At 60.7% G+C, this 23,839-nt stretch carries 19 protein-coding genes and 1 pseudogene; 8 read left to right on the plus strand and 12 right to left on the minus strand.

The window, feature by feature from the left end; all coding sequences use genetic code 11:
* Nucleotides 1-6 precede the first annotated feature (6 nt).
* On the plus strand, nt 7-774 hold the full coding sequence (locus tag ABV589_RS03455) for a substrate-binding domain-containing protein (RefSeq protein WP_367084877.1): 768 nt from the start codon (nt 7-9) through the stop codon (nt 772-774).
* Here ABV589_RS03455 and ABV589_RS03460 read toward each other — a convergent pair.
* Complete coding sequence (locus ABV589_RS03460; RefSeq protein ID WP_367084879.1) at nt 764-1,678, minus strand: LysR family transcriptional regulator; 915 nt, start codon at nt 1,676-1,678, stop codon at nt 764-766. The genes ABV589_RS03455 and ABV589_RS03460 overlap by 11 nt on opposite strands.
* Nucleotides 1,679-1,927: 249 nt before the next feature.
* Here ABV589_RS03460 and ABV589_RS03465 point away from each other — a divergent pair, with 249 nt between their 5' ends.
* Entirely contained in the window at nt 1,928-3,736 is a 1,809-nt protein-coding gene (locus ABV589_RS03465; protein ID WP_367084881.1) for a monovalent cation:proton antiporter-2 (CPA2) family protein, read from the plus strand.
* A 174-nt stretch (nt 3,737-3,910) separates the two neighbouring features.
* Here ABV589_RS03465 and hcnC read toward each other — a convergent pair whose 3' ends face one another.
* From hcnC to ABV589_RS03485, 4 genes are all read right to left on the minus strand, one after another.
* Nucleotides 3,911-5,170, minus strand: coding sequence for a cyanide-forming glycine dehydrogenase subunit HcnC (hcnC, locus tag ABV589_RS03470; protein ID WP_367084882.1), 1,260 nt, complete (start codon nt 5,168-5,170; stop codon nt 3,911-3,913).
* Nucleotides 5,163-6,572 carry a cyanide-forming glycine dehydrogenase subunit HcnB gene (gene hcnB / locus ABV589_RS03475; protein WP_367084884.1) on the minus strand — a complete coding sequence of 470 codons (1,410 nt, stop codon included), beginning with the start codon at nt 6,570-6,572 and terminating at the stop codon, nt 5,163-5,165. The genes hcnC and hcnB overlap by 8 nt, the downstream gene beginning before the upstream one ends.
* Nucleotides 6,569-6,883, minus strand: coding sequence for a (2Fe-2S)-binding protein (locus ABV589_RS03480; protein ID WP_007965626.1), 315 nt, complete (start codon nt 6,881-6,883; stop codon nt 6,569-6,571). The genes hcnB and ABV589_RS03480 overlap by 4 nt, the downstream gene beginning before the upstream one ends.
* Before the next feature lie 494 nt (nt 6,884-7,377).
* Entirely contained in the window at nt 7,378-8,319 is a 942-nt protein-coding gene (locus ABV589_RS03485; RefSeq protein ID WP_367084887.1) for a hypothetical protein, read from the minus strand.
* Nucleotides 8,320-8,626: 307 nt separating this feature from the next.
* Here ABV589_RS03485 and ABV589_RS03490 point away from each other — a divergent pair, with 307 nt between their 5' ends.
* Both ABV589_RS03490 and ABV589_RS03495 read left to right on the plus strand, forming a co-directional pair.
* Nucleotides 8,627-9,310, plus strand: coding sequence for a response regulator transcription factor (locus ABV589_RS03490; RefSeq protein ID WP_007961935.1), 684 nt, complete (start codon nt 8,627-8,629; stop codon nt 9,308-9,310).
* A complete protein-coding gene (locus tag ABV589_RS03495; protein WP_367084888.1) occupies nt 9,288-10,682 on the plus strand; it encodes a HAMP domain-containing sensor histidine kinase in 1,395 nt (464 codons plus the stop codon). Before ABV589_RS03490 ends, ABV589_RS03495 begins: the two co-directional genes overlap by 23 nt.
* A 231-nt stretch (nt 10,683-10,913) precedes the next feature.
* Here ABV589_RS03495 and ABV589_RS03500 read toward each other — a convergent pair whose 3' ends face one another.
* Genes ABV589_RS03500 through ABV589_RS03510 form a run of 3 tightly spaced genes read right to left on the minus strand, consistent with a single transcriptional unit; the run spans nt 10,914 to nt 13,171 of the window.
* Complete coding sequence (locus tag ABV589_RS03500; protein ID WP_367084890.1) at nt 10,914-11,324, minus strand: SRPBCC family protein; 411 nt, start codon at nt 11,322-11,324, stop codon at nt 10,914-10,916.
* 30 nt (nt 11,325-11,354) lie between these two features.
* Nucleotides 11,355-12,152 carry an SDR family oxidoreductase gene (locus tag ABV589_RS03505; RefSeq protein ID WP_367084892.1) on the minus strand — a complete coding sequence of 266 codons (798 nt, stop codon included), beginning with the start codon at nt 12,150-12,152 and terminating at the stop codon, nt 11,355-11,357.
* The gene (locus ABV589_RS03510) at nt 12,149-13,171 is read right to left on the minus strand and encodes an aldo/keto reductase (RefSeq protein ID WP_367084894.1); all 1,023 of its coding nucleotides are present in this window, start codon (nt 13,169-13,171) and stop codon (nt 12,149-12,151) included. The genes ABV589_RS03505 and ABV589_RS03510 overlap by 4 nt, the downstream gene beginning before the upstream one ends.
* Nucleotides 13,172-13,283: 112 nt before the next feature.
* Here ABV589_RS03510 and ABV589_RS03515 point away from each other — a divergent pair, with 112 nt between their 5' ends.
* Together ABV589_RS03515 and ABV589_RS03520 are read left to right on the plus strand one after the other, a co-directional pair.
* Entirely contained in the window at nt 13,284-14,246 is a 963-nt protein-coding gene (locus tag ABV589_RS03515; RefSeq protein WP_367084896.1) for a LysR substrate-binding domain-containing protein, read from the plus strand.
* A gap of 556 nt (nt 14,247-14,802) precedes the next feature.
* Complete coding sequence (locus ABV589_RS03520) at nt 14,803-15,462, plus strand: isoprenylcysteine carboxylmethyltransferase family protein (protein WP_367084898.1); 660 nt, start codon at nt 14,803-14,805, stop codon at nt 15,460-15,462.
* A 105-nt stretch (nt 15,463-15,567) separates the two neighbouring features.
* Here the strand turns inward: ABV589_RS03520 and ABV589_RS03525 are convergent, their stop codons facing one another.
* Together ABV589_RS03525 and ABV589_RS03530 are read right to left on the minus strand one after the other, a co-directional pair.
* Nucleotides 15,568-16,236 carry an HAD-IA family hydrolase gene (locus ABV589_RS03525; RefSeq protein ID WP_367084900.1) on the minus strand — a complete coding sequence of 223 codons (669 nt, stop codon included), beginning with the start codon at nt 16,234-16,236 and terminating at the stop codon, nt 15,568-15,570.
* Between the two features lie 78 nt (nt 16,237-16,314).
* On the minus strand, nt 16,315-16,728 hold the full coding sequence (locus ABV589_RS03530) for a response regulator (protein ID WP_367084901.1): 414 nt from the start codon (nt 16,726-16,728) through the stop codon (nt 16,315-16,317).
* Nucleotides 16,729-16,927: 199 nt separating this feature from the next.
* On the opposite strand from ABV589_RS03530, the gene ABV589_RS03535 reads away from it, so the two are divergent.
* Both ABV589_RS03535 and ABV589_RS03540 read left to right on the plus strand, forming a co-directional pair.
* Nucleotides 16,928-17,869 (plus strand): class I SAM-dependent methyltransferase, encoded by a 942-nt coding sequence (locus ABV589_RS03535; RefSeq protein ID WP_367084903.1) that lies wholly within the window; start codon nt 16,928-16,930, stop codon nt 17,867-17,869.
* Between the two features lie 187 nt (nt 17,870-18,056).
* A complete protein-coding gene (locus ABV589_RS03540) occupies nt 18,057-22,007 on the plus strand; it encodes a hypothetical protein (RefSeq protein ID WP_367084905.1) in 3,951 nt (1,316 codons plus the stop codon).
* 168 nt (nt 22,008-22,175) lie between these two features.
* On the opposite strand, the pseudogene ABV589_RS03545 reads toward ABV589_RS03540, so the two are convergent.
* Nucleotides 22,176-22,536 (minus strand): annotated as a pseudogene (locus ABV589_RS03545) (DUF6124 family protein).
* 137 nt (nt 22,537-22,673) lie between these two features.
* On the minus strand, nt 22,674-23,045 hold the full coding sequence (locus ABV589_RS03550) for a hypothetical protein (RefSeq protein WP_367084907.1): 372 nt from the start codon (nt 23,043-23,045) through the stop codon (nt 22,674-22,676).
* Nucleotides 23,046-23,839 lie beyond the last annotated feature (794 nt).

Below are 23,839 nucleotides of genomic sequence, written 5' to 3' on the forward strand. Positions count from 1 at the left end.
ATCACCTTGAAAAAACTGATCAATCTCAGCGCCATCGCCCTCTTCGCTTTCAGCGCCCTGGCCCATGCTGAACAGCTGAATGTGATGACGTCGGGCGGCTTCACCGCCGCCTACAAAATCCTCGGCCCGAAATTCGCAGCCGCGACCGGCAACACCCTCGATACCCAGCTCGGCCCGTCGATGGGCAAGGCGCCGGAGGCGATCCCCAATCGCCTCGCCCGTGGCGAACACGCCGACGTGGTGATCATGGTCGGCTACGCCCTTGACGACTTGATCAAACAGGGCAAGGTCGACCCGGCCTCGCGGGTCGAACTGGCGGATTCGCGGATCGGTCTGGTGGTGCGTGAAGGCGCGCCGAAGCCGGACATCAGCAGCGTCGAAAGCCTGAAGAAAACCCTGCTCGACGCAACATCGGTGGCCTACTCCGACAGCGCCAGCGGCGTGTACATCGAGAAAGAGCTGTTCAACAAACTCGGTGTTGAGGATCAACTGAAGCCGAAAGCGAAGATGATTCCGAAAATCCCGGTGGGCTCGGTGGTCGCTACCGGGGACTATCAACTGGGCTTCCAGCAGGTCAGCGAATTGCTGCCGGTGCCGGGGGTGAGTTTTGTCGGGAAGATTCCGGAATCGGTGCAGTCGGTGACGCGGTTTGCCGCCGGCATCCCGGTCGGCGCGCAGCATCCGAAAGAGGCCAAGGCCTTGCTCGACTACCTCGCCGCGCCTGCCGCTCAGGCTGACGTGCAGGCCACCGGGCTGGATTCGGTCAAGCGCTGATCGTTGGCGGCTGGACTTTCATTTCCACCACCAGCCGCTCCAGTTCCAATGCTGCCGGGGTCAACGTGCGACCCCGGCGCTTGATGATGCCGACACTGCGCATCACTTGCGGATCGGTCAACGGCACTCGCGTCAGAATCGGATGATCCGGTCCGGGCATCGCCATCAACGGCACCGCCGCCACTCCCAGCCCCGCTTCCACCAGACCGATCATCGTCGTCACGTGTCGCGTCTCGCAGATGCTTTGGCGCTGCGGCACCACGCTGCTCAAGGCCTGATCGAGCAGGAAACGGTTGCCGGACGTCTTGTCGAGCGAGATGTAGTCCTGCTGATAGAACTCGTCCCAGCTCACGCTGCTGCGTCCGGCCAACGGGTGATCGCGACGACAGGCGACCACATAGCACTCCTGCACAAGCGGTTCGAAATCGACTTTGGCATCCTGCGTGCCGAGGAAACTCAAACCGAAATCCGCCTCGCCATTGACCACCGCGCTGAGCACATCGTGGGCGCTGGAGTCGAGGACTTTGACCTTGATCCGTGGAAATTGCTGGTGATAGCGGGCGACCACTCGCGGCATGAAGTAATACGCCGCCGACGGCACGCAGGCAACGGTAACGTGGCCCAGACGCGTGGAAGCCACTTCACTGATGCCCAACAACGCCACATCCAGATCATCGAGCAAGCGTTCGACGCTGGGCATGAACCCGCGCCCGGCCTGGGTCAGGCTGACCTTGCGCGTGGTGCGCTCGAACAGCTTTACGCCCAGTGCGTCTTCGAGCTTTTCGATGCGTCGGCTCAACGCCGGCTGCGAAAGGCGCACTGTGTCGGCAGCCTTGCGGAAACTGCCCTGCTCGACCACGGCGCGAAAAGCTTGCAGGTCGTTGAGATCGAAGTTGATGGCCATGGCGGAACTCGCAGGAATTGATTCGCAAAGGCTATCAATGTAACCAACTGATGCAAATTATTACAGACTCACACCGCCCCCTGTAGGAGCTGCCGCAGGCTGCGATCTTTTGATCTTGATATTGATCCTCAAAAACAACATCAAAAGATCGCAGCCTGCGGCAGCTCCTACAGGGATCTTCGGTGGATCTTGAATCGATTCAGCCTTTATCCTTGTTGCCCCCGCCGTACCGCTGTCAGGAGTTGTGTCATGCCCCATGAAGGCAATCTGTTACAAGCCGCTGTCGTGTTTCTCTTCGCAGCGGTGCTCACCGTGCCCTTGGCCAAACGCCTGCAACTGGGCGCGGTGCTCGGTTATCTGTTGGCAGGGGTGATCATCGGCCCGTCGGTGCTCGGTCTGATCGGTAATCCGCAGAGCGTCGCGCATATTTCCGAACTGGGCGTGGTGTTGCTGCTGTTCATCATCGGCCTTGAGCTGTCGCCACGGCGCTTGTGGGTGATGCGCAAATCGGTATTCGGCGTGGGTCTGGCGCAGGTGCTGCTGACTGCAGCGGTGATCGGCGTACTGGCGTTGTACGTGTTCGGTCAGCCGCTGAACAGTGCGATTGTGCTCGGCCTTGGCCTGGCGCTGTCGTCCACCGCATTCGGCCTGCAAAGCCTGGCCGAGCGCAAGGAACTGACCAGCCCGCACGGGCGGCTGGCGTTTGCGATTCTGCTGTTTCAGGACATCGCGGCGATCCCGTTGATCGCGCTGGTGCCGATGCTCGCCGGCAGCGCCCACGCCAGCAGCAACGCGGAAAGCCTGAACCACGGTCTGCAAGTGCTCGGCGGGATCGCCGTGGTGGTGGTCGGCGGGCGTTATCTGTTGCGTCCGGTGTTCCGCGTGGTGGCGAAAACCGGTCTGCCGGAGGTGTCCACCGCCACCGCATTGCTGGTGGTGATCGGTACGGCGTGGCTGATGGATCTGGTTGGCGTGTCGATGGCGCTTGGGGCTTTCCTCGCTGGCCTGCTGCTGGCGGATTCGGAATATCGCCATGAACTGGAAGCGCAGATCGAGCCGTTCAAGGGCTTGCTGCTCGGGCTGTTTTTCATCAGCGTCGGCATGGGCGCCAACCTAAGTCTGCTGCTGAGTGCGCCGATCACCGTGCTGGGCCTGACGCTGCTGCTGATCGGCTTGAAGTTGCCGCTGCTGTTTGTGGTCGGGCGCCTGGCGGGTGGGCTGACCAAAGTCAGTGCGATTCGCCTGGGCATCGTGCTCGCGGCCGGCGGGGAATTTGCCTTTGTAGTGTTCAAGATCGGTCGCGACCAGGGCCTGTTCGAACCGCGCCTGTATGACCTGCTGGTACTGACCATCACCCTGTCGATGGCATTGACGCCGTTGCTGTTGTTGATCTGCGCACGGCTGGTCAGCCCGAAAGTGCAGCCGGTGGAAGTGCCGGAGAAATTTCGTGAGATCGACACTGAAGCACCGCGCGTGGTGATTGCCGGCATGGGCCGGATGGGCCAGATCGTGGCGCGGATTCTGCGCGCGCAGAACATTAAGTTCGTGGCGCTGGACACCTCGGTGGAAACCATCGAACTGTCGCGCAGTTTTGGTGGCGTGCCGGTGTTCTATGGCGACCCGATGCGCCCGGAAATCCTCAATGCGGCGAAGGTGGGCGAGGCAGAATATTTTGTCATTGCCACGGATGACCCGGAGACCAACATCAAGACCGCCGAGATCGTGCGCAAGCTGTATCCGCACATGAAAATCATCGCCCGGGCGCGCAACCGTCAGCATGTGCATCGTCTGGTGGATGTCGGCGCCGAAGCGATTCGCGAGACCTATTACTCAAGCCTGGAAATGAGCCGGCGCACGCTGGTCGGGCTGGGTCTGACCCAGGCCCAGGCCGATGCGCGGATCAAGCGCTTCAAACATCACGATGAGCAGGTGCTGGAAGCCCAGCACGCGATCTACGACGACGCCGCCAAAGTCCTGCAAACCGCCCAGGAAGCCCGGGCGGAGCTGGCGCGATTGTTCGAGTCGGATCAACTGGAAGAGGAAGCGCGCAAGGCCTGACCTCCTTGCCCAGATCCAGATTTCGTACCGACAGGCCTGACGCCTTCGCGGGCAAGCCCGCTCCCACAGGTTTTGTGAACGCCCGAAAACCCTGTAGGAGCTGCCGCAGGCTGCGATCTTTTGATCTTGATCTTAAAAGATCGCAGCCTGCGGCAGCTCCTACAGGGGATTGGGTCAGGCCAGCTCTAATTCGCGCTCTTGCTTGACCGGTGCAGTCTCAAACCGGTCCGCGAGGAACGGCGTGATATCCAGCGGCAGCGTTTCCTGGTTGACCAGTTTGTCCAGCAGCACCCCGGTAATCGCCGAGGTCAGGATGCCGGTGCGAAAGTGCCCGCAGGCATTCAGGTAACCCTCCACCCCGCGCATCGGCCCCAGGATCGGCAGTTCATCCGGCGAGCCCGGGCGCAAGCCGGCCCAGGTGCGCTTGAGATTGACGTCCTTGAGTTCTGGCAGGCAACGCACCGCGCCCTGCACCAGCCCGGCGATTTCCGGGTAGGTGGTGGTGACGTCGAAACCTTTGTCTTCGGTGGTGCTGCCGATCAGGATCTCGCCGTTGTCCTTCTGCGCCACATAGCAGTCGCTGGTGGTCAGGCAGCCGTTGAGGATCTTCGGCATGCGCTCGGTCAGCAGGATCTGGCCCTTGACTGGCTTGACCGGAATCCGCACACCGGTGGCCCACTCACTCAAGTCCGCCGCCCAGGCACCAGCGGCGTTGATCAGGGTCTTGCAGTGGAACACGCCCTCTTCGGCCGTCTGCACGCCCGTCACGCGGCTGCCGTGGTGCAACACACCGGTGACGTTGGTGTTGACGTAGATATCGACGCCATTCTGCCGCGCGCCTTCCATGTAGGCATCGGCGAGGCGGAACGGGCTGACCTGGTGATCGCAGAGAAACTCCAGCGCACCCCGGGCCTCGTGGCTGACGCTCGGTTCGGCTTCGCGCAGTGCAGCCTGATCGAGCCAGCGCACCTGATCGGCCAGATGCGGAATACAGCTGACAATGTGCTCGGCGTAGAGCCGGTCCTCGTCGTCATAGATGACGAACTTCAGCCCGGTCTTTTCAAACTTGAAATCCATCCCGTGCTTGTCGATCAACTCGCGGTGCAGTTGCGGGTACAGCGCGTTGGACTGCAAGGCGAAATCGAAGAACGACTCTGGCAGGATGTGCGGCGTACTGGCGTCCACCGCGACCGCAGCGCCCTGGGTTTCACGTTTGCGGTTGGCCGACATCATGCGGAAGAAAATCACCCCGCAGCCCAGCCCCACCGACTCGCCGATGGCCCACAAGCCGCCGGCCGAAGCGCGGGTCGCATTGCCCGGGCGCTTGGCGTCGATCAGCGCGACCTTCAGATTTTCGCGTTTGGACAATTGATAGGCGCAGGACGCCCCGATCACGCCGCCGCCGGCAATGACCACGTCATAGAACTTACTCATGGGAAGCGGCCTCCGTGCCGACGGACTGGAACGCGGAAAATGGAATCGGATCAATCGGGAAACGCGGACGCAGCCAGCCAACGTCCTTGCGCCCGGTGGCCTGACGCAGACGGTCGCTGCAATAGCCGACGCACATCCGGCCCTGACAATCGCCCATGCTCACCCGGGTGCGCATCTTCAGGCTGGCGATGTCCTGCACGCCCTGCTCCAGCGCCAGATCGATGTCAGCGCGGGTCGCATGTTCGCAGCGGCAGATCACCGTGTCGGCGGCCGGCAAAGCGGTCTGGCCGACACCGCGTTCGGTGTAGCGATCGACCGCCGCACGGAAGCGCACGATGGATTTGAGTTTGCCCAGGTAACGGTCGCGGCGAACCCGTGCCAGTTCTTCTTCGATCACCCCGCGTTGCAGGAGGATCGAGGTCGCGGCGATCTTGCCCGCAAGCATCGCCGCTTCACCGCCGCGAATCCCGCCCATGTCACCGGCCAGATGCACGTGCGGTTCGTTGCTTTGCTGCCACACATTGGAATTGGCGCGCAGGTAGCCGTCGTCGCTGAAACCGTGATCGAGGCCCATCTGCTGACTGAGTTGGGTGCGCGGGATGAAGCCGTAACCGACCGCCAGGGTCTGGGCTTCGAAGCGCTCGACCTGAGTCAGATCAGGTTCCCAACTGGCCGAATACGGCGCGACAGTCACGCTCTTCAATTCACCTTCGCCGTGGGCTTCGACAACGCCCCAGCCGTAGTTCATCGGAATGCCATGCAGCTTCAGATAGGCAAGCATGCTCAGGCCGTCGAGGAACAGCTGCGGTTTGTTCAGCAGCGCCAGACTTTCGCGGGCGATCTTGCCGAACGCGCAGGCTTCATAAACGCCCGCGACCTTGACCCCGGACGCATGCAACTGGGTCGCCACCAGCGGCAGCAGCGGCCCGGTGCCGGCAATGATCACCGGCCCTTGCGGCTTGACCACGCCACTTTTGATTTGCAGTTGCAGGCCGCCGAGCATGATCACCCCCGGCAGGGTCCAGCCGGGGAACGGCACGCTGCGCTCGTGGCAACCGGCGGCCAGCAGCAATTGCGGGTATTCGATCTCGTGCAGTTGCTCATCGCCGTCGAGCACCACCAGCGCACGGGTGCCTTCGGCGCCGACCACGCGGTGATTGAGGCGCACGTCGATCAGCCCGGATTGCTCCTGGAAATCACCGTGCAATGTGCTCAGGGCTTCGGCATAGCGCGGCCCCAGATAATCCAGTTGCACGCCGTCACGCAGCGGCCCGCGATAGACCACGCCGCCGAGGCGCGAGGCTTCTTCGAGCAAGGTGCAGCGCACACCATGGCGCGCCAGTTCGATGGCCGCCGCCATCCCCGCCGGACCACCGCCGACGATCACCGGTTGCAGGCTCATACAACCTCCTGCTCGTTGATGCGGTTGACCTGGGTTTCAATCTGCATGCCGTCGCGCACCACGGTCTGGCAGGCGCGGCGCTTGTGGCGGCCGTTGATTTTCACCAGGCAGCACTGGCACACGCCCATGCCGCAGTAGGCACCGCTGATCTGGTTGTGATCGTTGCGTGCGACCTGGCGCACGCCGAGGGACTGAATGACGCTGAGGACGGTTTCGCCGATAGCCGCGCTGACCGCTTGGCCGTTGATGTGGACGGTCATATCCGCCTGGGTCAGGGGCTGGATATCGAAGGTGCGTTCTAGGCAGTGCATTACGATGTTCATCCGTGAAAAGGTTCAGGGTGGGGTTACGTCAGCTCCTTGCTGCGCTCTGCCTGGCGACCCGTTCTGTTTGTTTGATGGGGGTCTGCCAGGCTACTCCATGAGCGCAGCAAATTGCGCACCGGAGCACTGTAGTCGATACCGCGACAAGGGGCCTGGATCATTTAAGTTAGGTGATATTGCGAGAGTGAATATTGATCCAGGTCGACAAATCCTCCTCCCCTCACACGAACAATGTAGGAGCTGCGCAGGCTGCGATCTTTTGATCTTGATCTTAAAAATAAAAAGATCGCAGCCTTCGGCAGCTCCTACAGGTGAAAGGGCCAGACATGAAAAAGCCGCTTTCACCGTGAAGTGAAAGCGGCCGAGGCAGGGGCCTCAACAGAGCAAATGGATCAGTGTACGAACAGGGCGATCAGGATGATGATCGGGATCGGTACACCGAGGAAGAACAGAAGTAGAGAGCGCATGGTGATTCTCCTTGTTTAACGGACTGGAGGCAGCGTGGTCGTGGTGGCGTAGGTTTCGACTTCGACATACTCGACCGCGTCCCGGCGACGACCGCCGAAGGTGGCTGCGAGGCTGGCGAAGAACGCACCGGCCAACAGTGCAATGAACATCCACAGCGAAGTCCAGGCAGCGACTTTGGCAGCGGTGTCGGCAGCCTGTTGGGCTTTGACTTTGGCGTCAGCGATGGCTTTCTGAGTGCGGGCATAGACGTCGTCGACACGTTTCTCGGCGTCGGCCTGACTCAGGTTGGTCCGTTGTGCGACCAGTTGTGCGAGGTAGGTACGGTCTTCAGGGCTGAGTTGGCCGTTGGCCAGGCTCTGGGCGAAGATCCGGGTTACCGCGCCGTGGGCGGCGTCATCGCTGACGGACGCTGGGCGGTCATCACGGAACAGGCTGTCGACGAAGTAACCGTACTGGTCGCTGTTGGTGTTGGCTGCGGCAGTACCGGCCGCTTGAGTCGCGGCAGCCGCTGCGCCACCGGCAACACTGGCACCGGCCTGCACACCTCCGCTGATTACACTGCTGACCGAACCGACCACCAGCACAGCGGTGACCAGCGTGGCCACGCACCAGGCGAGGAAACCATGGGCGGTATCACGGAAATACACTTCATCACCGTGCATGTTGGCCCACTTCACCCGCAGACGACCGGCGATATAGCCACCGAGGCCTGAGGCGATGATTTGCGTCGCCGCCAGCCAGACAATCGTCGAAATCCCCAGACCCTTGGCGCTGATGCCTTCCCCGGCCCAAGGTGAAACGGCAGAGAATCCCAAACCGAAGCCAAGCAGCACCAAAATCATCGACAGTGCTGCGGCCGCCGCTGCGCCCGCGAAAATCGCGCCCCAGGACACGCCTGACACGTTGCTCGACTCTCCTTCGAAGGCAGGATAAAACCCATCAGGGGATCTATTCATTGTTGTAGTGCTCCAGGCATGAAAAATGGTGTTACAACTCGTCACCAGATGAATTGCAGCGACCGTGCCATTCGCCAACTTTAAATAAATCGTTATTTTTCAACAGGTTAAAAAGACTGAACTTCTTAGGACCATGCAATTTGCAACAATCGGCCGAAAGCAGCGGGTTTTATGCATTGAAGACAAATCCGCAACGCTGTCGGAATTTGCAGGAGTGACAGGCTATACATGAAAGTTAATTTAAAGCGTGCCGGAAAATACTTGGCAAAATGCTGCCATTCCGTTTGAACCGATCAAGGCCTGCTCTATGACTCGTATTTTGACCATCGAAGACGACGCCGTGACTGCCCGTGAAATCGTCGCCGAACTCAGCAGCCACGGCCTGCAAGTGGATTGGGTCGACAATGGCCGCGAAGGCCTCGACCGTGCCGTCAGCGGCAACTATGACCTGATCACCCTCGACCGCATGCTGCCGGAACTCGATGGCCTGGCCATCGTCACCACCCTGCGCACCATGGGCGTGGCGACGCCGATTCTGATGATCAGCGCGCTCTCCGACGTCGATGAGCGCGTGCGCGGCTTGCGGGCCGGCGGCGATGACTATCTGACCAAACCGTTCGCCACCGACGAGATGGCGGCGCGCGTGGAAGTGCTGCTGCGCCGCCAGAACAGTGTCGCCACCCAGGCCACCACGTTGCAGGTGGCCGATCTGGAACTGGACTTGATCAGCCACGAAGCACGCCGCGCCGAGCAGGTGCTGACGCTGCTGCCGACCGAATACAAGCTGCTGGAATTTCTGATGCGCAACAGTGGGCAGATCCTGTCGCGGATGATGATTTTCGAAGAAGTCTGGGGCTATCACTTCGACCCGGGCACCAACCTGATCGACGTACACATCGGTCGTCTGCGCAAGAAGATCGACGCGGCGGGCAATGTTCCGTTGATTCGCACGGTACGGGGCTCGGGTTATGTCATTGCCGAACCCGTCTGACGGCTGGCGCTCCTCCAGCAGTCGACTGCTGGCGCTGTACAGTTCGCTGTTCGTGGCCTGGAGCGCGATCCTCATGGGGGTCATGTATTTCGAGGTCTCCGGTTACCTCGACAACCTCGCCAAGCATTCGCTGATGCAACGTCAGCATCTGTTTTCGCACTTTCGCGGTGAGCAACTGGAAGAAGCCCTCGCCGCCAGCATGACCTTCGATATCCGCGGCATCGACGCCTATGGCCTGTTCGACGCCCAGGGCGTGTACCTCGGCGGCGCCCTGCAGCAGTTGCCCGAAGGTCTGCCGCTGGATGGCAAGATCCACACGCTCGACGACTGCGCCGACTCCGACGACCCGACCCTGCCCGCCGACAGTTGCGACGCGGTGGCGACCCAGACCCGCGACGGTCGCTGGCTGGTGTTGTTGCGCGATAACGGTTCGTTGTTCGCGGTGACGCGGATCATCCTGCATGCGTTGTTCTGGGGGGTGTCGCTGACGATCCTGCCGGGGATTGCCGGTTGGCATCTGCTGCGCCGCCGGCCGATGCGCCGTATCCGGGCAATTCAGGACAGCGCCCAGGCAATTGTCGCCGGCGACCTGACTCACCGCTTGCCGCTGTCCAATCGCCGCGATGAACTGGACATGCTCGCCGCCATCGTCAACGCCATGCTCGATCGCATCGAACGGCTGATGCATGAAGTCAAAGGCGTGTGCGACAACATCGCCCATGACTTGCGTACGCCGCTGACGCGTTTGCGCGCGCAGTTGTATCGCATGCAGCAGCAGGCCGGTGAAGGTTCACAGGAAGCGGCGCAACTGGATCTGGTGCTGGCGGAAGCGGATACGCTGATGGCGCGGTTTCGCGGATTGCTGCGGATTTCCGAACTGGAAGATCGCCAGCGGCGCTCGGGTTTCGTCGAGCTGGACCCGGTGCAGTTGCTGGAAGAATTGCATGAGTTCTATCTGCCCCTGGCCGAGGAAGGTGAACTGCTGTTCGTGCTGAACATGCCGGAAACCCTGCCGCCGCTCAATGGCGACCGGGCGTTGTTGTTCGAGGCCCTGGCAAACCTGCTGAGCAACTCGATCAAGTTCACCCCGGCGGGCGGCACGGTGATTCTGCGTGGCGTGAATGATGGCGGGCATACGCGCATCGAGGTTCACGATTCCGGGCCGGGGATTCCCGAGGCCGAGCGCGAGGCGGTGTTCCAGCGCTTTTATCGCGCCGAGGGCGGGCAACCGCAGAGCGGCTTTGGTCTGGGCCTGTCGATTGTGGCGGCGATTGTCAGCCTGCATGGCTTCAATCTTGAAGTGGGCAGCAGTGAGCTGGGCGGGGCGAAACTGGTGCTCGATTGTCGGCAGAGTTTGATCGCCAACTCCTGATCCCCTGTGGGAGTGAGCCTGCTCGCGATGATGGTGGATCAGCCAACCTATTTGTTGAATGACCCACCGCTATCGCGAGCAGGCTCACTCCTACGATCCGCGGTCCTGAAAACATGCGATCCCCTGTGGGAGCTGGCTTGCCAGCGATGACGGTGCTTCAGTCGATATCGGTATTGACTGGACCGCCGCTATCGCTGGCAAGCCAGCTCCCACAGGTTTTTGTTGGATTGATCAGGCCGGGTAATTGGCCCGCAGTGCTTCAAGCCCACCCTGATAGATGCCGCTGAACAGCGCCACCACTTCCTCATCGCTCACACCCTTGGCGTTGAAGCGACCCGACCATGTCACCCGGGCGCCCTGCCCCTGGGCTTCGACCTTGATCGTCGCCAGGTAATCGGTGGCCGGGAACGGCGCCTGTTCGATCGAGTAACTGTAAGTCCTGGCGGTGTTGTCGAACGCTTGCAGGCGCTCGATCACCACGCCGCCATCGGCGGTTTGCAGGGTGCGCACGCGACCGCCTTCGCTCAGTTCACTGTTGGGAATGAAAGGCAGCCAGTCCGGCAGCGTGTTGAAGCCGCCGATCAATTGCCAGACCTGATCGGCCGAGGCCGGAATGTCGATGGTTGCAGATGCAGTTGCCATAAATAAAAGTTGCTCCAGAAAGATTCGGGTTCAGATCGCCATGCTGTCGACAACGCCGCCATCGACCCGCAGGGCCGCGCCGGTGGTGGCCGAAGACAGCGGCGAAGCGATGTAAGTCACCAGATGCGCGACTTCTTCGACATCGGCCACACGCTGGATGATCGAGGTCGGGCGAGCCTTCTGCACAAAGGCATCGGCTTCATCGCGCAGGCTGCGGCCGGATTCGGCAGCGGCGTCCTTGAGCATCTGCTCCAGGCCATCGGTGAAGGTCGGCCCCGGCAGGATCGCATTGACCGTGACGCCAGTGCCAGCCAGACGCTTGGCCAGACCATGGGACACCGCCAGATTGGCGCTTTTGGTCACACCATAGTTGAGCATGTCGGCCGGCGTCGCCACGCCGGATTCCGAAGACAGGAAAATGATCCGCCCCCAACCCTGCTCGACCATCGCCGGCGCGTAATGCCGCGACAGGCGCACGCCGGAAATCACGTTGACCTCGTAGAAACGCGTCCACTCGCTGTCCGGGGTGTCGAAAAAATCCACCGCATCGAAAATGCCGAGATTGTTCACCAGAATGTCGGCGCGCGGCTCGGCGGCGAACAGTTTTTCCGCGCCTTCGGCGGTGCCCAGATCCGCCGTCAGACCGCGCAATTGTGCAGCCGGCACCTTCTGCCGGATGCTCGCCAGCGCCTGCTCGACCTTGGCCGTGTCCCGACCGATCACCACCACTGTGGCGCCGGCTTCGGCCAGCGACTGGCTGATGCCCAGACCTATACCGGCGGTGCTGCCGCTGACGATCGCCAGTTTTCCACTCAGATCTATTTTCATGCTTTCACCTCATCGATTGGCAACGGTGCACGTTCGGACACCAGTTTTGCGTCACGCATGGCCTGCCAGAAACCGGCGGGAATCAGCGCCGACAATGCCGCGACATCTTCAGCAATGCGCCCCGGTTTGCTCGCACCCGGAATCACCGCAGCAACGGCGGGATTGGCCAGCGAGAATTGCAGGGCTGCCGCTTTTACATCGACGTTAAACGTAGCGGCGATACGTTTGATCTGCTCGACCCTGGCGATGATCTGCGGGCTGGCCTTCTGGTATTCAAAGTGCGCGCCGCCGGCCAGAATCCCGGAACTGTACGGGCCGCCGACCACGATCTCGACGTTCTGCGCCAGCGCCGCGTCCATCAGACGTTGTAGCGCACGGTCGTGATCGAGCAAGGTGTAACGCCCGGCGAGCAGGAAACCATCCGGTTGCGCTTCCGTCAGATCGAGGGTCAGTTCGCACGGCTCGACCTTGTTCACGCCCAGGCCCCAGCCCTTGATCACGCCTTCTTCGCGCAGTCGGGTCAGCACTTTGAAAGCGCCGGTGCGGGCCTGATTGAAGTATTCCAGCCATTGATCACCGTAGAAGTCCTGGGCGATGTCGTGGACCCAGACGATGTCCAGGCGATCGGTCTGCAGGCGTTTGAGACTGTCTTCGATCGAGCGCGGCGTGGCGTCGGCGCTGTAATCATTGACGATTTTGTTCGGCCGACCGTGTTCGAACACCCCGCTTTTTTCGCCCAGATCACGGGCGGCGGCGTCTTCGACTTCATCGAGAATCACCCGGCCGACTTTGCTGCTGAGCACGTAGTCATCGCGCTGGTACTGCTTGAGCGCCTCGCCGAGGCGGATTTCCGAAAGCCCCGAGCCATAAAACGGTGCGGTGTCGAAGTAGCGCACACCGGCATCCCACGCGGCGTGCACGGTGGCTTGCGCTTCGTCTTCGGGGATGGCTCGGAACATGTTACCCAGTGGCGCGGTGCCGAAGCCCAGTGGGCCGGGCAATTTGTCTTTCAAGCTCATTGCGTTGTCCTCATAGGTGTCTGGTCTGTATGACCGTTGAGCAGATCCTAGATTGCCGGACTTAGACCGTCCAAGACATAATGCGCAGCACTTGAGTCCCCAAAGGTCTGACATGATCGACATCCGCCAATTGCGCTACTTCGTTGCCGTCGCCGAAGAAGAACACGTCGGCCGCGCGGCCGAACGACTGCATATTTCCCAGTCGCCGCTGAGCCGGCAGATCGCCCAGCTTGAAGAGCGCCTGGGCCTGACCCTGTTCGAGCGCAGTCAGCAACGCATCCGCCTGACCCGCGACGGCCAGACTTTTCTTGCCGAAACCCGCGCCCTGCTGACCCACGCCAGTCGCCTGGAATCCCTCGGCAAACGCCTGGGGCGTGGTGAAGAAGGCGGTTTGTGCATCGGTTACAGCGAGAACGCCATGCACGCCGGGGTGCTGCCCAATGCCCTGCGGGTGTTGCGGGTGGATCGGCCGAATGTGCACGTCGCGTTGTACAACCTGAGCTCTGCTGAACAACTCGAAGGCCTGCGTCAGCGTAGTCTCGATATCGCTCTGGTGAGTGAGCCGCCGACCGATGACGATCCAGACCTGCTGGGGTTTCAGGTGCTCGACGATCCGATGTTGCTGGCGCTGCCGGAACAGCATCCGCTGGCCCGTCAGGACGCGCTGCACCCGGCGGATCTGGCTGGGCAGGAATGGATCGGCGTGCAAGCGCGTCAGGGCGCGGGTGATGAGTTCGTCAGTGCCTGCATCCGCGCGGGATTCACTCCCGATGTGCGCATGCAGGCCACCGAGCCGTTCACCGCGCTGGGGCTGGTGGCATCGGGGCTGGGGATCGCGATGATTCAGAAAGGCCTGAGCCACAACGCTCCGCCCGGGGTTGTGCTGCGCGAAGTGCCGTGGCTGGCGTTCACCACACCGCTGTGGGCGGCGTGGCATCGGATCAATTTGCGGCCATTGGTGGAGACGTTTCGCAAAGTCCTGACGGACCCAACCCCTTCTGACCAATCCACTCGCGCCAGTGGGGGGCAGCCTGCTGGGGATGGCGGTGGCATATCCGGCATCGCTGTCGACTGACAGTCCGCTTTCGCGAGCAGGCTCGCTCCCACCGGTACAGCGGTGACGGCGGAATTTGTGCCTGGCGCCAATTCCTGTGGGAGCTGGCTTGCCAGCGATGGCGTTGGCTCAGCCACATCCTTGCTAGCTGACACACCGCTATCGCTGGCAAGCCAGCTCCCACAATGGAATGGCGGTGTGCCCGGTCTCTGCAGGCAGCACAAAACCTGTGGGAGCTTGCCTGCAAGCGATGGCGGCGGGTCAGTCACATCCTTGCTAGCTGACACATCGCTATCGCTGGCAAGCCAGCTCCCTCAGGTACAGCGGTGACGGCGTAATTTGTGCCTGGCGCAAATCCCTGTGGGAGCTGGCTTGCCAGCGATGGCGTTGGTATGTCCGGCATCACTGTCGGCTGACAGTCCGCTTTCGCGAGCAGGCTCGCTCCTACAGGTCTGGGGGGATTTCCGATTTCGGTTCGGCCCCGCCCTTTGTCAAAAGATTGCAGCCTGCGGCAGCTCCTACAGGGAGGTAGCGGTGGATCTACACTCAGGTGATGAGTCGTTGCCGTGAGGTGCCCATGAAAATGTCTGCGCAAATGACCGTGGTCGCGGTGCTGGCCACCCTTGCCTATCTGGGGCTGGCGGTGTGGGGCATTGGCGGGCCGGCGGTGTTCTTTTCGCATGGGGCGCTGGTGCTGGTAGCGCTGGCCACGGTGCTGATGGTGGTGGCGTCGCTGTTCACCGATGTGAACATGAGTTCCGGGGAGCGCGAGGACCGGGCCAATCGCTGGGTGATTCCGGCGTTCGGCGTCATTGGTCTGGTCAGCGGTTTTCTCCCGGCGTACTGCGATCGCATCGACTTCTGGACCTTCGGCGCTGAAGGCGTGCGTTGGCTCGGCGCGTTGCTGTTTATCGTCGGTGGCGCGCTGCGGCTGTGGCCGGTGTTTGTGCTGGGCCGGCGGTTCAGCGGTTTGGTGGCGATTCAGCCGGGGCATCGCTTGGTCACCGACGGCATCTACACGCGCCTGCGCAATCCGAGCTATCTGGGGCTGGTGGTCAATGCCGTGGGCTGGGCGCTGGCGTTTCGTTCCAGTGTCGGGTTGATGCTGGCGGCGCTGACGTTGATTCCGCTGATTGCGCGTATTCACTCGGAAGAGGCGCTGCTGCGCGGGCAGTTTGGTGCGGAGTACGAGGCTTATTGCGCGCGTAGCTGGCGGCTTCTGCCTGGCATCTATTGATGCCCGTGTAGGAGCTGCCGCAGGCTGCGATCTTTTGATCTTGCTTTTGAAAATCAAAGTCAAAAGATCGCAGCCTGCGGCAGCTCCTACACGGGCGGCGTTGTGTCAGGTTTTTTGCAGGCGCAGTTGGTTTTGGCTATCGACGGTGACGCTTAGCGACTCATAGCTGTCGGTAGTCGCGTGGCGGGTTTCGAGCGGATGCTGGTGGGTGGTGGTGATGATCATCAGCGCTGCTCCGGCAGCTTCAGCGGCCTGGATACCTACGGTGGCGTCTTCGAAGATCAGACAGTCGGCAGGCTCGATCCCGAGGCGCTTTGCCGCCAGACGGTAACCCGCCGGATCAGGCTTGCCAGCGGTCACATCCTCAGCCGTGATCATCACTGCAGGCTCGGCAATTCCCGCCGCCGCCATCCGCCGCAACGCCAGATCCCGTGGTGCCGAAGTCACCATCGCCCAGCGCTCCTTTGGCAAGGCATCGAGAAACGCCGCCGCCCCGGGAATCTGCACGATCCCTTCCACGTCGTCGATTTCCGCCTGCGCGATAAACGCCGCTTGCGCCTCGGCGTCTACCCCCGGCAGGTTCAGGCGGCGGATGGTGTCGATGGCGCGAGCACCGTGAATGGTCGGCAGGAAGCTCTCGACATCAACCCCGTGCCGCTCGGCCCACGCGGCCCAGACCCGCTCGGCGGCGGCGATGGAATTGAGGACGGTACCGTCCATGTCGAACAGGAACGCGCCGAACGCGCGGTCGAAGACGTTATCGTGAGCAGACAAAAGGTCGCATCCTTTGACAGAACTGGGCGATTGGCCGGGCAATGTAGCATTTTTGCCCGGCCATTCGTCCCGAATGGCTCAGTGCAGACGCGCGGCCTTGGACTTGAACGCGCTGTCGACACAGTCGAGCAACTGGCCGATGGCCCAGGGCTTCTTGATGAACGCCACCGGGTGCTTGACCCCGGAAGTCTCCGGGGTTTCATAACCGGACATGACCATCACCGGTTTGTCCGGCCAGCGCTCGCCGACCAGGTTGGCCAGCCCTGCCCCGTTGATTTCACCGGGCATGGTGATATCGGTGAGCAGCAGCGCGACTTCCGGCGCATGTTCTTCCAGATACAGCTTGGCTGCATCCGCGCTGGTTTGCGGCTCGACCTTGAAACCTTCCTCCTGAAGAATTTCGCAGAGAAACTCCAGAATCAACGGGTCGTCCTCAACCACCAGAATCAACCCGCCAGGAAGGAGCGCGCTCGGTGTCGGTGTTGGACTCATGAACTGGCACTCCCTGAATTGCATTAACGACTTAGCGGCTTGAATCCGCTGCTTATCTGGTATGAGCAGCGCGCCCTGCATAAATTCATTTTTGATACAGGTCTTTTCTTAACAGTCCTGATCAGCCTGCGCCGACGGGCGTTCGTCAGACGGTTTTTGTGGTTAAAATGCCGGCCCTTTTGCTTGCCGACCGTGACTGATGAACCCTGAAGCCCTCGCCACACTCCGAGCCCATCTGTTGCCGGCACTCGCCGCGGCACCGAGCGAAACCCGTCGCCTGTTCCATGGCCGCGGACGTTGCTGGCCAGGGCTGGAACAGTTGACGGTGGACTGGCTGCAAGGCGTGGTGCTGGTCTCGCTGTTCAAGGAGCCGCTGCCGGAGCAACTCGAAGCGCTCAAGCAATTGCTGCTCGACCTCAGCACCTCAGCCGAATGGCAACAGTGCGGCGCACACACCTTGCTGCTGCAACATCGGTATTTGCCACAAAGCACCGCCGAATGGTTGCTGGGCAACGAAATCGACGAGATGAGCATCGTCGAGGGCGGCTTGCAGTACCGCGTCGACCTGGGTCGCAAGCAGAACGCCGGGCTGTTTCTCGACATGCGTTACGGGCGCAACTGGGTGCGTGAACAAGCGGCGGGCAAACGGGTGCTGAACCTGTTCGCCTACACCTGCGGGTTTTCCGTGGCGGCTATCGAAGGTGGCGCCAGCCATGTGGTCAACCTCGACATGTCCCGCGCCGCCCTGAGCCGTGGCCGCGACAATCACCGCCTGAACGGGCATGACCTGAGCAAGGTGAGCTTCCTTGGCCACGACCTGTTCAAGTCCTGGGGCAAGGTCATCAACAGCGGCCCGTACGATCTGGTGATCATCGATCCGCCGTCGTTCCAGAAAGGCAGTTTTCTGCTGACCAAGGACTACCAGCGCGTGCTGCGCCGTTTGCCGGAATTGCTCACGGCGGACGGCACGGTGCTGGCGTGCATGAATGATCCGTCGTTTGGTTCGGACTTTTTGATTGATGGCGTAATGCAGGAAGCGCCGAGTCTGCGCTTTGAGCAGCGGCTGGAGAACCCGCCGGAGTTTGCGGATGTTGATCCCGAGAGCGGTCTTAAAGCGCTCGTCTTCAAACGCCTCGATTGACGTTACCTCCCGGGAACACCGCGGCCCCGCGTGGGAGCCAAGTGGTCTGGGAGGGAAATCGGTGATCACGTCGTGACCGCTACCACTCGTCGCAAACACGCCCCTACCTGTCAGATCTGACAGTAGCCAAATCCCCCGTTTGATCGCTCAATCACTCCACCGCCCCCCTTCGGCAGGAGTTTCCGTCATGCTCGTCCAACCCAAAAAGGCCATCGGCACACGCGCCCTGCTCGACCCCGAAATCCCCGGCGCCAAGTTGCTACCGGACGGCAAGTGGGCCATCAACCGCGCCGCCGCACTGCTCAATTTTCCGGCTCTGGGCCTGAAGGTGCAGGTCCCGGTCTGGTCGAACAAAAAAATCGGCGACAAGGTCGAGCTGCTGCTCAACAACGTTCCGGTCGACCAGCAAACCGTTACCCAGCCGGCCGAGCAGACCCAGCGCACCACCCTGTTCGTCGCACCGGGCCGCTTTCAGACCGGCGCCTGGGAGCTGGCCTATCGGGTGACACGAGTCGCTCAACAGCCGGAGCCTTTTGCTCCGCCGCTCCAACTCGCGGTCAAACTGGAAATCCCCGCCGGCCAGGACACCAATCCAGAACAGGGCCACTCCAACCTGCACATGGCTTTCAGGCCACCGGAAATTGTTCAGGACGGTGTCGACAAGGACACCGCCGAAAAGGGTGTGGAGATTATGGTGGTTGCCGTACCCGGCAGTGGCTCCAACCTGCCTTATCCCGACATCGCCGTGGGCGACGTGATCATCGCGAGCTGGGGCGGCAAGCTGGTGGCGTCGGCGCCGGTCACTCAAGCGCAGATCGACGACCCGCTGAATAACCCGATCGTCATCCATATCAGTAAAGACATCATCCTGGCGGCGGGTGATTCCGGGAACGAAGGGCTGGCGGTGTCATTCCTGGTCAGAGACTTTGTCGACAACGACTCCGAGGACTGGTGCAAGGAAGCGCGCATTGTCGTCGACACCGGCAACTCGCGGCTGGATGCGCCGATTCTCAAACAGGCTGACGGCAACGAACTCGACCTCGACCAGTTAGGCAATGAACAATTGCTGCTCCAGGTCTTTGCTGCATCGTCCGACGACTTCAAACTCGACGACATCATCATCATGCACTTGCAGGGCACCACCCTCGACGGCGACCCCGTGGCGGTCGACGCTTGCCAGCGCATCGACAAAAACCCACCGCTTGTGGTCGAGGTGCCGATGGACAACGACGGTGCCCGGGCACTGGCAAAAACCCAGGGGGTGTTTTTCTTCGATCTGGAACGTGACGGCCGCATCATTCAACGCTCCAGAGGCCGCTTCATCAACATGAAGGGTGAACCCAAACGCCTGGCAGCCCCCATCGTCGAAAGCGCCGTGAGCGGTGCGCTGGATCCGGACCTGGCGAACGTGATCGTGCGCTTCCCCTTCGATCCGCTGATCACCGCGGACAACGCCATCGAACTGCTCTGGAGCATCACCCAGGCGGATGGCACCGCTTTCGAACCCGAGCTGGACTGGATCTTTCCGACCCTGCAGGAGACCAATGACCCCGACGGCTTCATCGTCATCATTTCAGGCCCCGACTACCTGAAACCCGGCGAAGGCGGCACGCTGAAGGTGTCGTATAACCTGCTCAGCGAAGGCGAGAACGACGAGGTCATTCGCCGGCCTTCCCTGCCCGCCGCGCCGCTGAACATCGGCGAGCCCAGGCTTGAGCTGGTTCCGCCCATCCTGCTCGGTGAACAGGACGGTGCGCTGGAACCCAAGGACCTGCCCAACGGCATCAGCGAAGTCACCTGCCCCAACCCGGTGAACAATCCGACCCTGCCCAAGGATGTGGTGCACTGGCAATTGCATGATGCGTCGAACAAGTTGCTGTTCGAAGACCACAAGACACTCAATGCCCTGAGCGCCGGCAAAGACGTTAAATTTCCGCTCAACGCCGCGTTTGTGCAGCAGTACTTTGAAGCCCGTCGCGGTGAACAGTTGAGTGTGCGCTACCACATCGTTCGGGATGCGACGGACAAGATCAGTTATTCGAATCCGTTGGTTTTTGTCGTCGGGGAAGTGGTGGAATTGGTACCACCAACTATTGACTCGGTGAAGGGTTTACCTGGCGAGGTGGAAATCCCGGATGGCACCACGACCGTCGACACCACCGTCAAGCTGTCAGGGGCCGGGGCCAAAGGTCAGAAAGTCCAGATCAAGGATGATGAAACCGACAAGGGAGAGGTGACGGTTGATCCTGCGACAGGCCGCTGGGAATTGATTGTGACGGGTTTGAGCGAGGGTGATCACCGCTTTACCGCCATCGCCAGGTATGGCAGTGAGCAGGCCTCGAATCCGTGGGTCGTGGTCGTGACCGAAAACGTCCCGCTGACCATCAGATCAATGAAAGACCAGAGCAACTGGGACATCCCCGATAACGGCTATACCGTGCACACCATCATCACGCTCGAGGGCTTCGCGCCTGTCCGCCAGAAGGTGGAAGTTTTCCTCGGTACGATATCCAAAGGCCTCGCGGAGGCTGGCCCCGACAGGATCTGGACCCACACCGTCAGCGGGTTAACGCTCAACGTGCTGCACACCCTCAAGGCCGTTGGCCAATACGCGAATAATCCGACGTCGAACCTCTGGCGTTTAACCGTGTTGAATGGCGTGAGGCCCGCCATCACCGCCGCGCATGATTCCAACGGGCAGCCAATCAGCAATGGTGGCAACACTGTTGACCGCACTGTTCATCTGACGGGGACGGCGAATACGTTTCTTGAGGTGGAGATTTACGACGGTGCCATCTCCACTGGCAAAAAGGTCAGGGCCAATGACAAAGGTGAATGGACGGTTGAACTGACGGGGCTGACGATTGCACGCCATGATTACAAGGCCAAGGCGTTGTATGGCAGCGGGACGGAGTCGGGAGTGTGGGCGGTGAACGTGGTGGCAGCTGCTGCACCTACAATCACCTCAGTGCAAGACGAAAGCAAATGGGACATCCCCGACTACGGTTATACCGTCCACACCAATATCATGCTCGAGGGCTTCGCGCCTGACGGCCAGAAGGTGGAAGTTTTCCTCGGTTCAATCTCCAAGGGGCTCGCGGAGGCTGGCCCCGACAGCATCTGGAACCACACCGTCAGCGGGTTAACGCTCAACGTGCTGCACACCCTTAAGGCCGTTGGTCAATACACGAACAATCCGACGTCTAACCTTTGGCGTGTGACAGCGTTGAATGGCGTGAGGCCCGCCATCACCGCCGCGCATGATTCCAAAGGGCAGCCAATCAGCAATGGTGGCAACACTGTTGACCACACTGTTCATCTGACAGGGACGGCGAATACGTTTCTTGAGGTGGAGATTTTCGACGGTTCCTCCTCCACTGGCAAAAAGGCCAGGGCCGATGACAAAGGTATATGGACGGTTGAGCTGACGGGGCTGGCGATTGCACGCCATGATTACAAGGCCAAGGCGTTGTATGGCGACGGAACGGAGTCGGAGGTGTGGACGTTGACCGTGACGGACAGCGCTGCACCGATTTTCGTCGACCCTTCGACCATGCTTCTTCGCGGGGTGCGACTGATCAATGACTACGGATGGGCTCGAAAGCCTGAAACGGAGTCAGTACGTCGGCGTGAGGCAACCGGCGGCGTCCCGCCCTATAAGTACACATCGACGGTTCCAGCCATCGCAAGCGTAACCGATGACGGGATAGTGACCGGCCTCCGGGAGGGGTGGACTGTCATATGGGTGAGAGACCAGAATGGCGCCCAAGCACAATTCAACGTCCAATGCAGCGAAATAACAGTATACAAGGTAGTGAAGTCGTCGACCCCCGTGCCCGGAACCTACGCAGCGATTTCTGGATGGATAGCCTCAGTGCGAGGAGTGACGACTGAGTTTCTCATCCGCTCATTGATGAATCACTTGAGTATCGAATACCCAGACGCTAGTGTTGTATTGAATCCATCCGAGCCACACGCCCCATGGCCGTACTGGGCTTATTACTTCCACTCCCCGGACTCCGACATCATTCGCGTCATATCTGCGGTATCTCCTGAAAATAAACGCTTCGACTCCTCTTCAATACTTTCGCCCCCCGAACGAGTCTCCGGATACGTCCTCGCGTTAGTCCCTGTCTGACAGGCCTCAAGGCCACTGATTATGAACAGGAAGAGGACGGATTTATTTGATGGCAATTGCGAGCAGGCTCACCACTACAAGGGATCTTTGCCGGGCACATAACCTGTGACCCACGCAGATCCCCTGTAGGCCTTCACCTGCTCACGATGAGGCCAGACCTATCAGCGCCTATTCCTTGGGCACAACATTATCCAGCGCCTGATTCACCGCCAACTCACCGAGCATCACCACCTGCGCAATGCCCAACGCCGTATTGCGGCTCGGCCCCTCCAGCGTCCCGGCGAAATCACCCAGCATCACCGTGGCCGAGGCCAGGGATTCGCAGGCGTTGGCCAGCAGGGATTCGGTATCGGTTTGCGGGTTGACCATGTACATGCTGCTGGGGGGTGTAGGGCGTCGCCATGATTTGCGATGGTGCCAGGTAGTGGTCGAGGGCGCGTTCGGCGGCTTCGTGGAGTTTTCTGGAGTTGCGGGATTCGTAGGGTGATACCGGGTCTGTGAACGGCGGATTGGGTGGGGTTTCGGGCATCGGCTGGAACTCCGATCAAGGCACTTTGAATGGATTACTCACTGTAGGAGCTGCCGCAGGCTGCGATCTTTGATCTTGATCTTGAAAAACAAAATCAAAAGATCGCAGCCTTCGGCAGCTCCTACATGGGTGACCGATTAGTTCGGGACGCGGCGGCCGTCCAGTATTCGGTTGACCATCAGTTCACTGAGCATGATTACCTGATGCAGCATCAGCACGGCCCGGCGCTGTGAGTGGTCGACGATGTCGCCGATATCGCGGGCCATGTCACTGGCGGCGGCCAGCGATTCGCAGGCTTCGACGAGCAAGGTTTCTTCGTCCACGGTGGGGTCGATGAGGAAGATTCTGTTCGACTTGCATGACGAGGCTGAAGGGATCGAGATCTTCAGTGCGCCGGGGTTGAGGTAGAAGTTGATGGCGCGGTCGGTTGCCGCTTTTATCTTCTGCGGGTCGAGGGCCGGGTCGTACGGGATTGAGGTGTCCGGGGGGTTGGGTGTGGCTTTGAACATAGGTCACTCACTGTTTTAAATAAATGAGGAGCTATCACTCTCGCTACCAAACGAAGGGTGGCGGCCATTTGTGGGTTGGTAGACCGGTCAAAACAGTAAACCCGGCGCTCCCGAAAGAGCCCCACGCATGGCCACCATAAAGCAGAGTCCCAAAAAAGGATCTGTAATGTGGCGCACGACTGTAATGAAACGGGCTACCAAACCCGATCACTGATTTGCAGTGACAGGGAAACGATATAGCCCGGCCCATAGCCGTGTAAGCCGGCGGATTCTGGCGTACGCGTAGGTAACGGCGCAAGGCGTTGTAGCCGTTAGGGCGTAACGGTTCGTGTATTTTAAACGTGGTTGCAGGGGTGCGTTTATGGTGTGTGGAGAGCCGGGTTTGCTCCTGTAGTTTTGATGTCGTCTGACAGACCGCTTTCGCGAGCAGGCTCGCCCCCACAGTTGGATTGAGTGCATTCAGTTGGGAGGTTGGTCGGCTTCCATCGCTGGCAAGCCAGCTCCCACATGACCGAGGGCATTCAGGCGGGGATTGGTTGGCTCATAGGCCACCATCGCCAGCAGGCTGGCTCCCACAGTTGGATTGAGTGCATTCAGTTGGGAGGTTGGTCGGCTTGTAGGCCGCCATCGCTGGCAAGCCAGCTCCCACATTTTGACCGAGGGCATTCAGGTGGGGATTGGTTGGCTCATAGGCCGCCATCGCCAGCAGGCTGGCTCCTACTGTTGGATTGAGTGCGTTCAGTTGGGAGGTTGGTCGGCTTGTAGGCTGTCATCGCTGACATGCCAGTTCCCGC

The organism is Pseudomonas sp. HOU2 (assembly GCF_040729435.1).
Lineage (GTDB): Bacteria > Pseudomonadota > Gammaproteobacteria > Pseudomonadales > Pseudomonadaceae > Aquipseudomonas.

What these genes read in the sequence shown, in the direction of transcription:
- ABV589_RS03460 (WP_367084879.1), bottom strand. Translation starts at nt 1,678, where the DNA reads ATGGCCATCAACTTCGATCTCAACGACCTGCAAGCTTTTCGCGCCGTG.
- ABV589_RS03465 (WP_367084881.1), top strand. Translation starts at nt 1,928, where the DNA reads ATGCCCCATGAAGGCAATCTGTTACAAGCCGCTGTCGTGTTTCTCTTC.
- hcnC (WP_367084882.1), bottom strand. Translation starts at nt 5,170, where the DNA reads ATGAGTAAGTTCTATGACGTGGTCATTGCCGGCGGCGGCGTGATCGGG.
- hcnB (WP_367084884.1), bottom strand. Translation starts at nt 6,572, where the DNA reads ATGAGCCTGCAACCGGTGATCGTCGGCGGTGGTCCGGCGGGGATGGCG.
- ABV589_RS03480 (WP_007965626.1), bottom strand. Translation starts at nt 6,883, where the DNA reads ATGCACTGCCTAGAACGCACCTTCGATATCCAGCCCCTGACCCAGGCG.
- ABV589_RS03485 (WP_367084887.1), bottom strand. Translation starts at nt 8,319, where the DNA reads ATGAATAGATCCCCTGATGGGTTTTATCCTGCCTTCGAAGGAGAGTCG.
- ABV589_RS03490 (WP_007961935.1), top strand. Translation starts at nt 8,627, where the DNA reads ATGACTCGTATTTTGACCATCGAAGACGACGCCGTGACTGCCCGTGAA.
- ABV589_RS03495 (WP_367084888.1), top strand. Translation starts at nt 9,288, where the DNA reads ATGTCATTGCCGAACCCGTCTGACGGCTGGCGCTCCTCCAGCAGTCGA.
- ABV589_RS03500 (WP_367084890.1), bottom strand. Translation starts at nt 11,324, where the DNA reads ATGGCAACTGCATCTGCAACCATCGACATTCCGGCCTCGGCCGATCAG.
- ABV589_RS03505 (WP_367084892.1), bottom strand. Translation starts at nt 12,152, where the DNA reads ATGAAAATAGATCTGAGTGGAAAACTGGCGATCGTCAGCGGCAGCACC.
- ABV589_RS03510 (WP_367084894.1), bottom strand. Translation starts at nt 13,171, where the DNA reads ATGAGCTTGAAAGACAAATTGCCCGGCCCACTGGGCTTCGGCACCGCG.
- ABV589_RS03515 (WP_367084896.1), top strand. Translation starts at nt 13,284, where the DNA reads ATGATCGACATCCGCCAATTGCGCTACTTCGTTGCCGTCGCCGAAGAA.
- ABV589_RS03520 (WP_367084898.1), top strand. Translation starts at nt 14,803, where the DNA reads ATGAAAATGTCTGCGCAAATGACCGTGGTCGCGGTGCTGGCCACCCTT.
- ABV589_RS03530 (WP_367084901.1), bottom strand. Translation starts at nt 16,728, where the DNA reads ATGAGTCCAACACCGACACCGAGCGCGCTCCTTCCTGGCGGGTTGATT.
- ABV589_RS03535 (WP_367084903.1), top strand. Translation starts at nt 16,928, where the DNA reads ATGAACCCTGAAGCCCTCGCCACACTCCGAGCCCATCTGTTGCCGGCA.
- ABV589_RS03540 (WP_367084905.1), top strand. Translation starts at nt 18,057, where the DNA reads ATGCTCGTCCAACCCAAAAAGGCCATCGGCACACGCGCCCTGCTCGAC.
- ABV589_RS03550 (WP_367084907.1), bottom strand. Translation starts at nt 23,045, where the DNA reads ATGTTCAAAGCCACACCCAACCCCCCGGACACCTCAATCCCGTACGAC.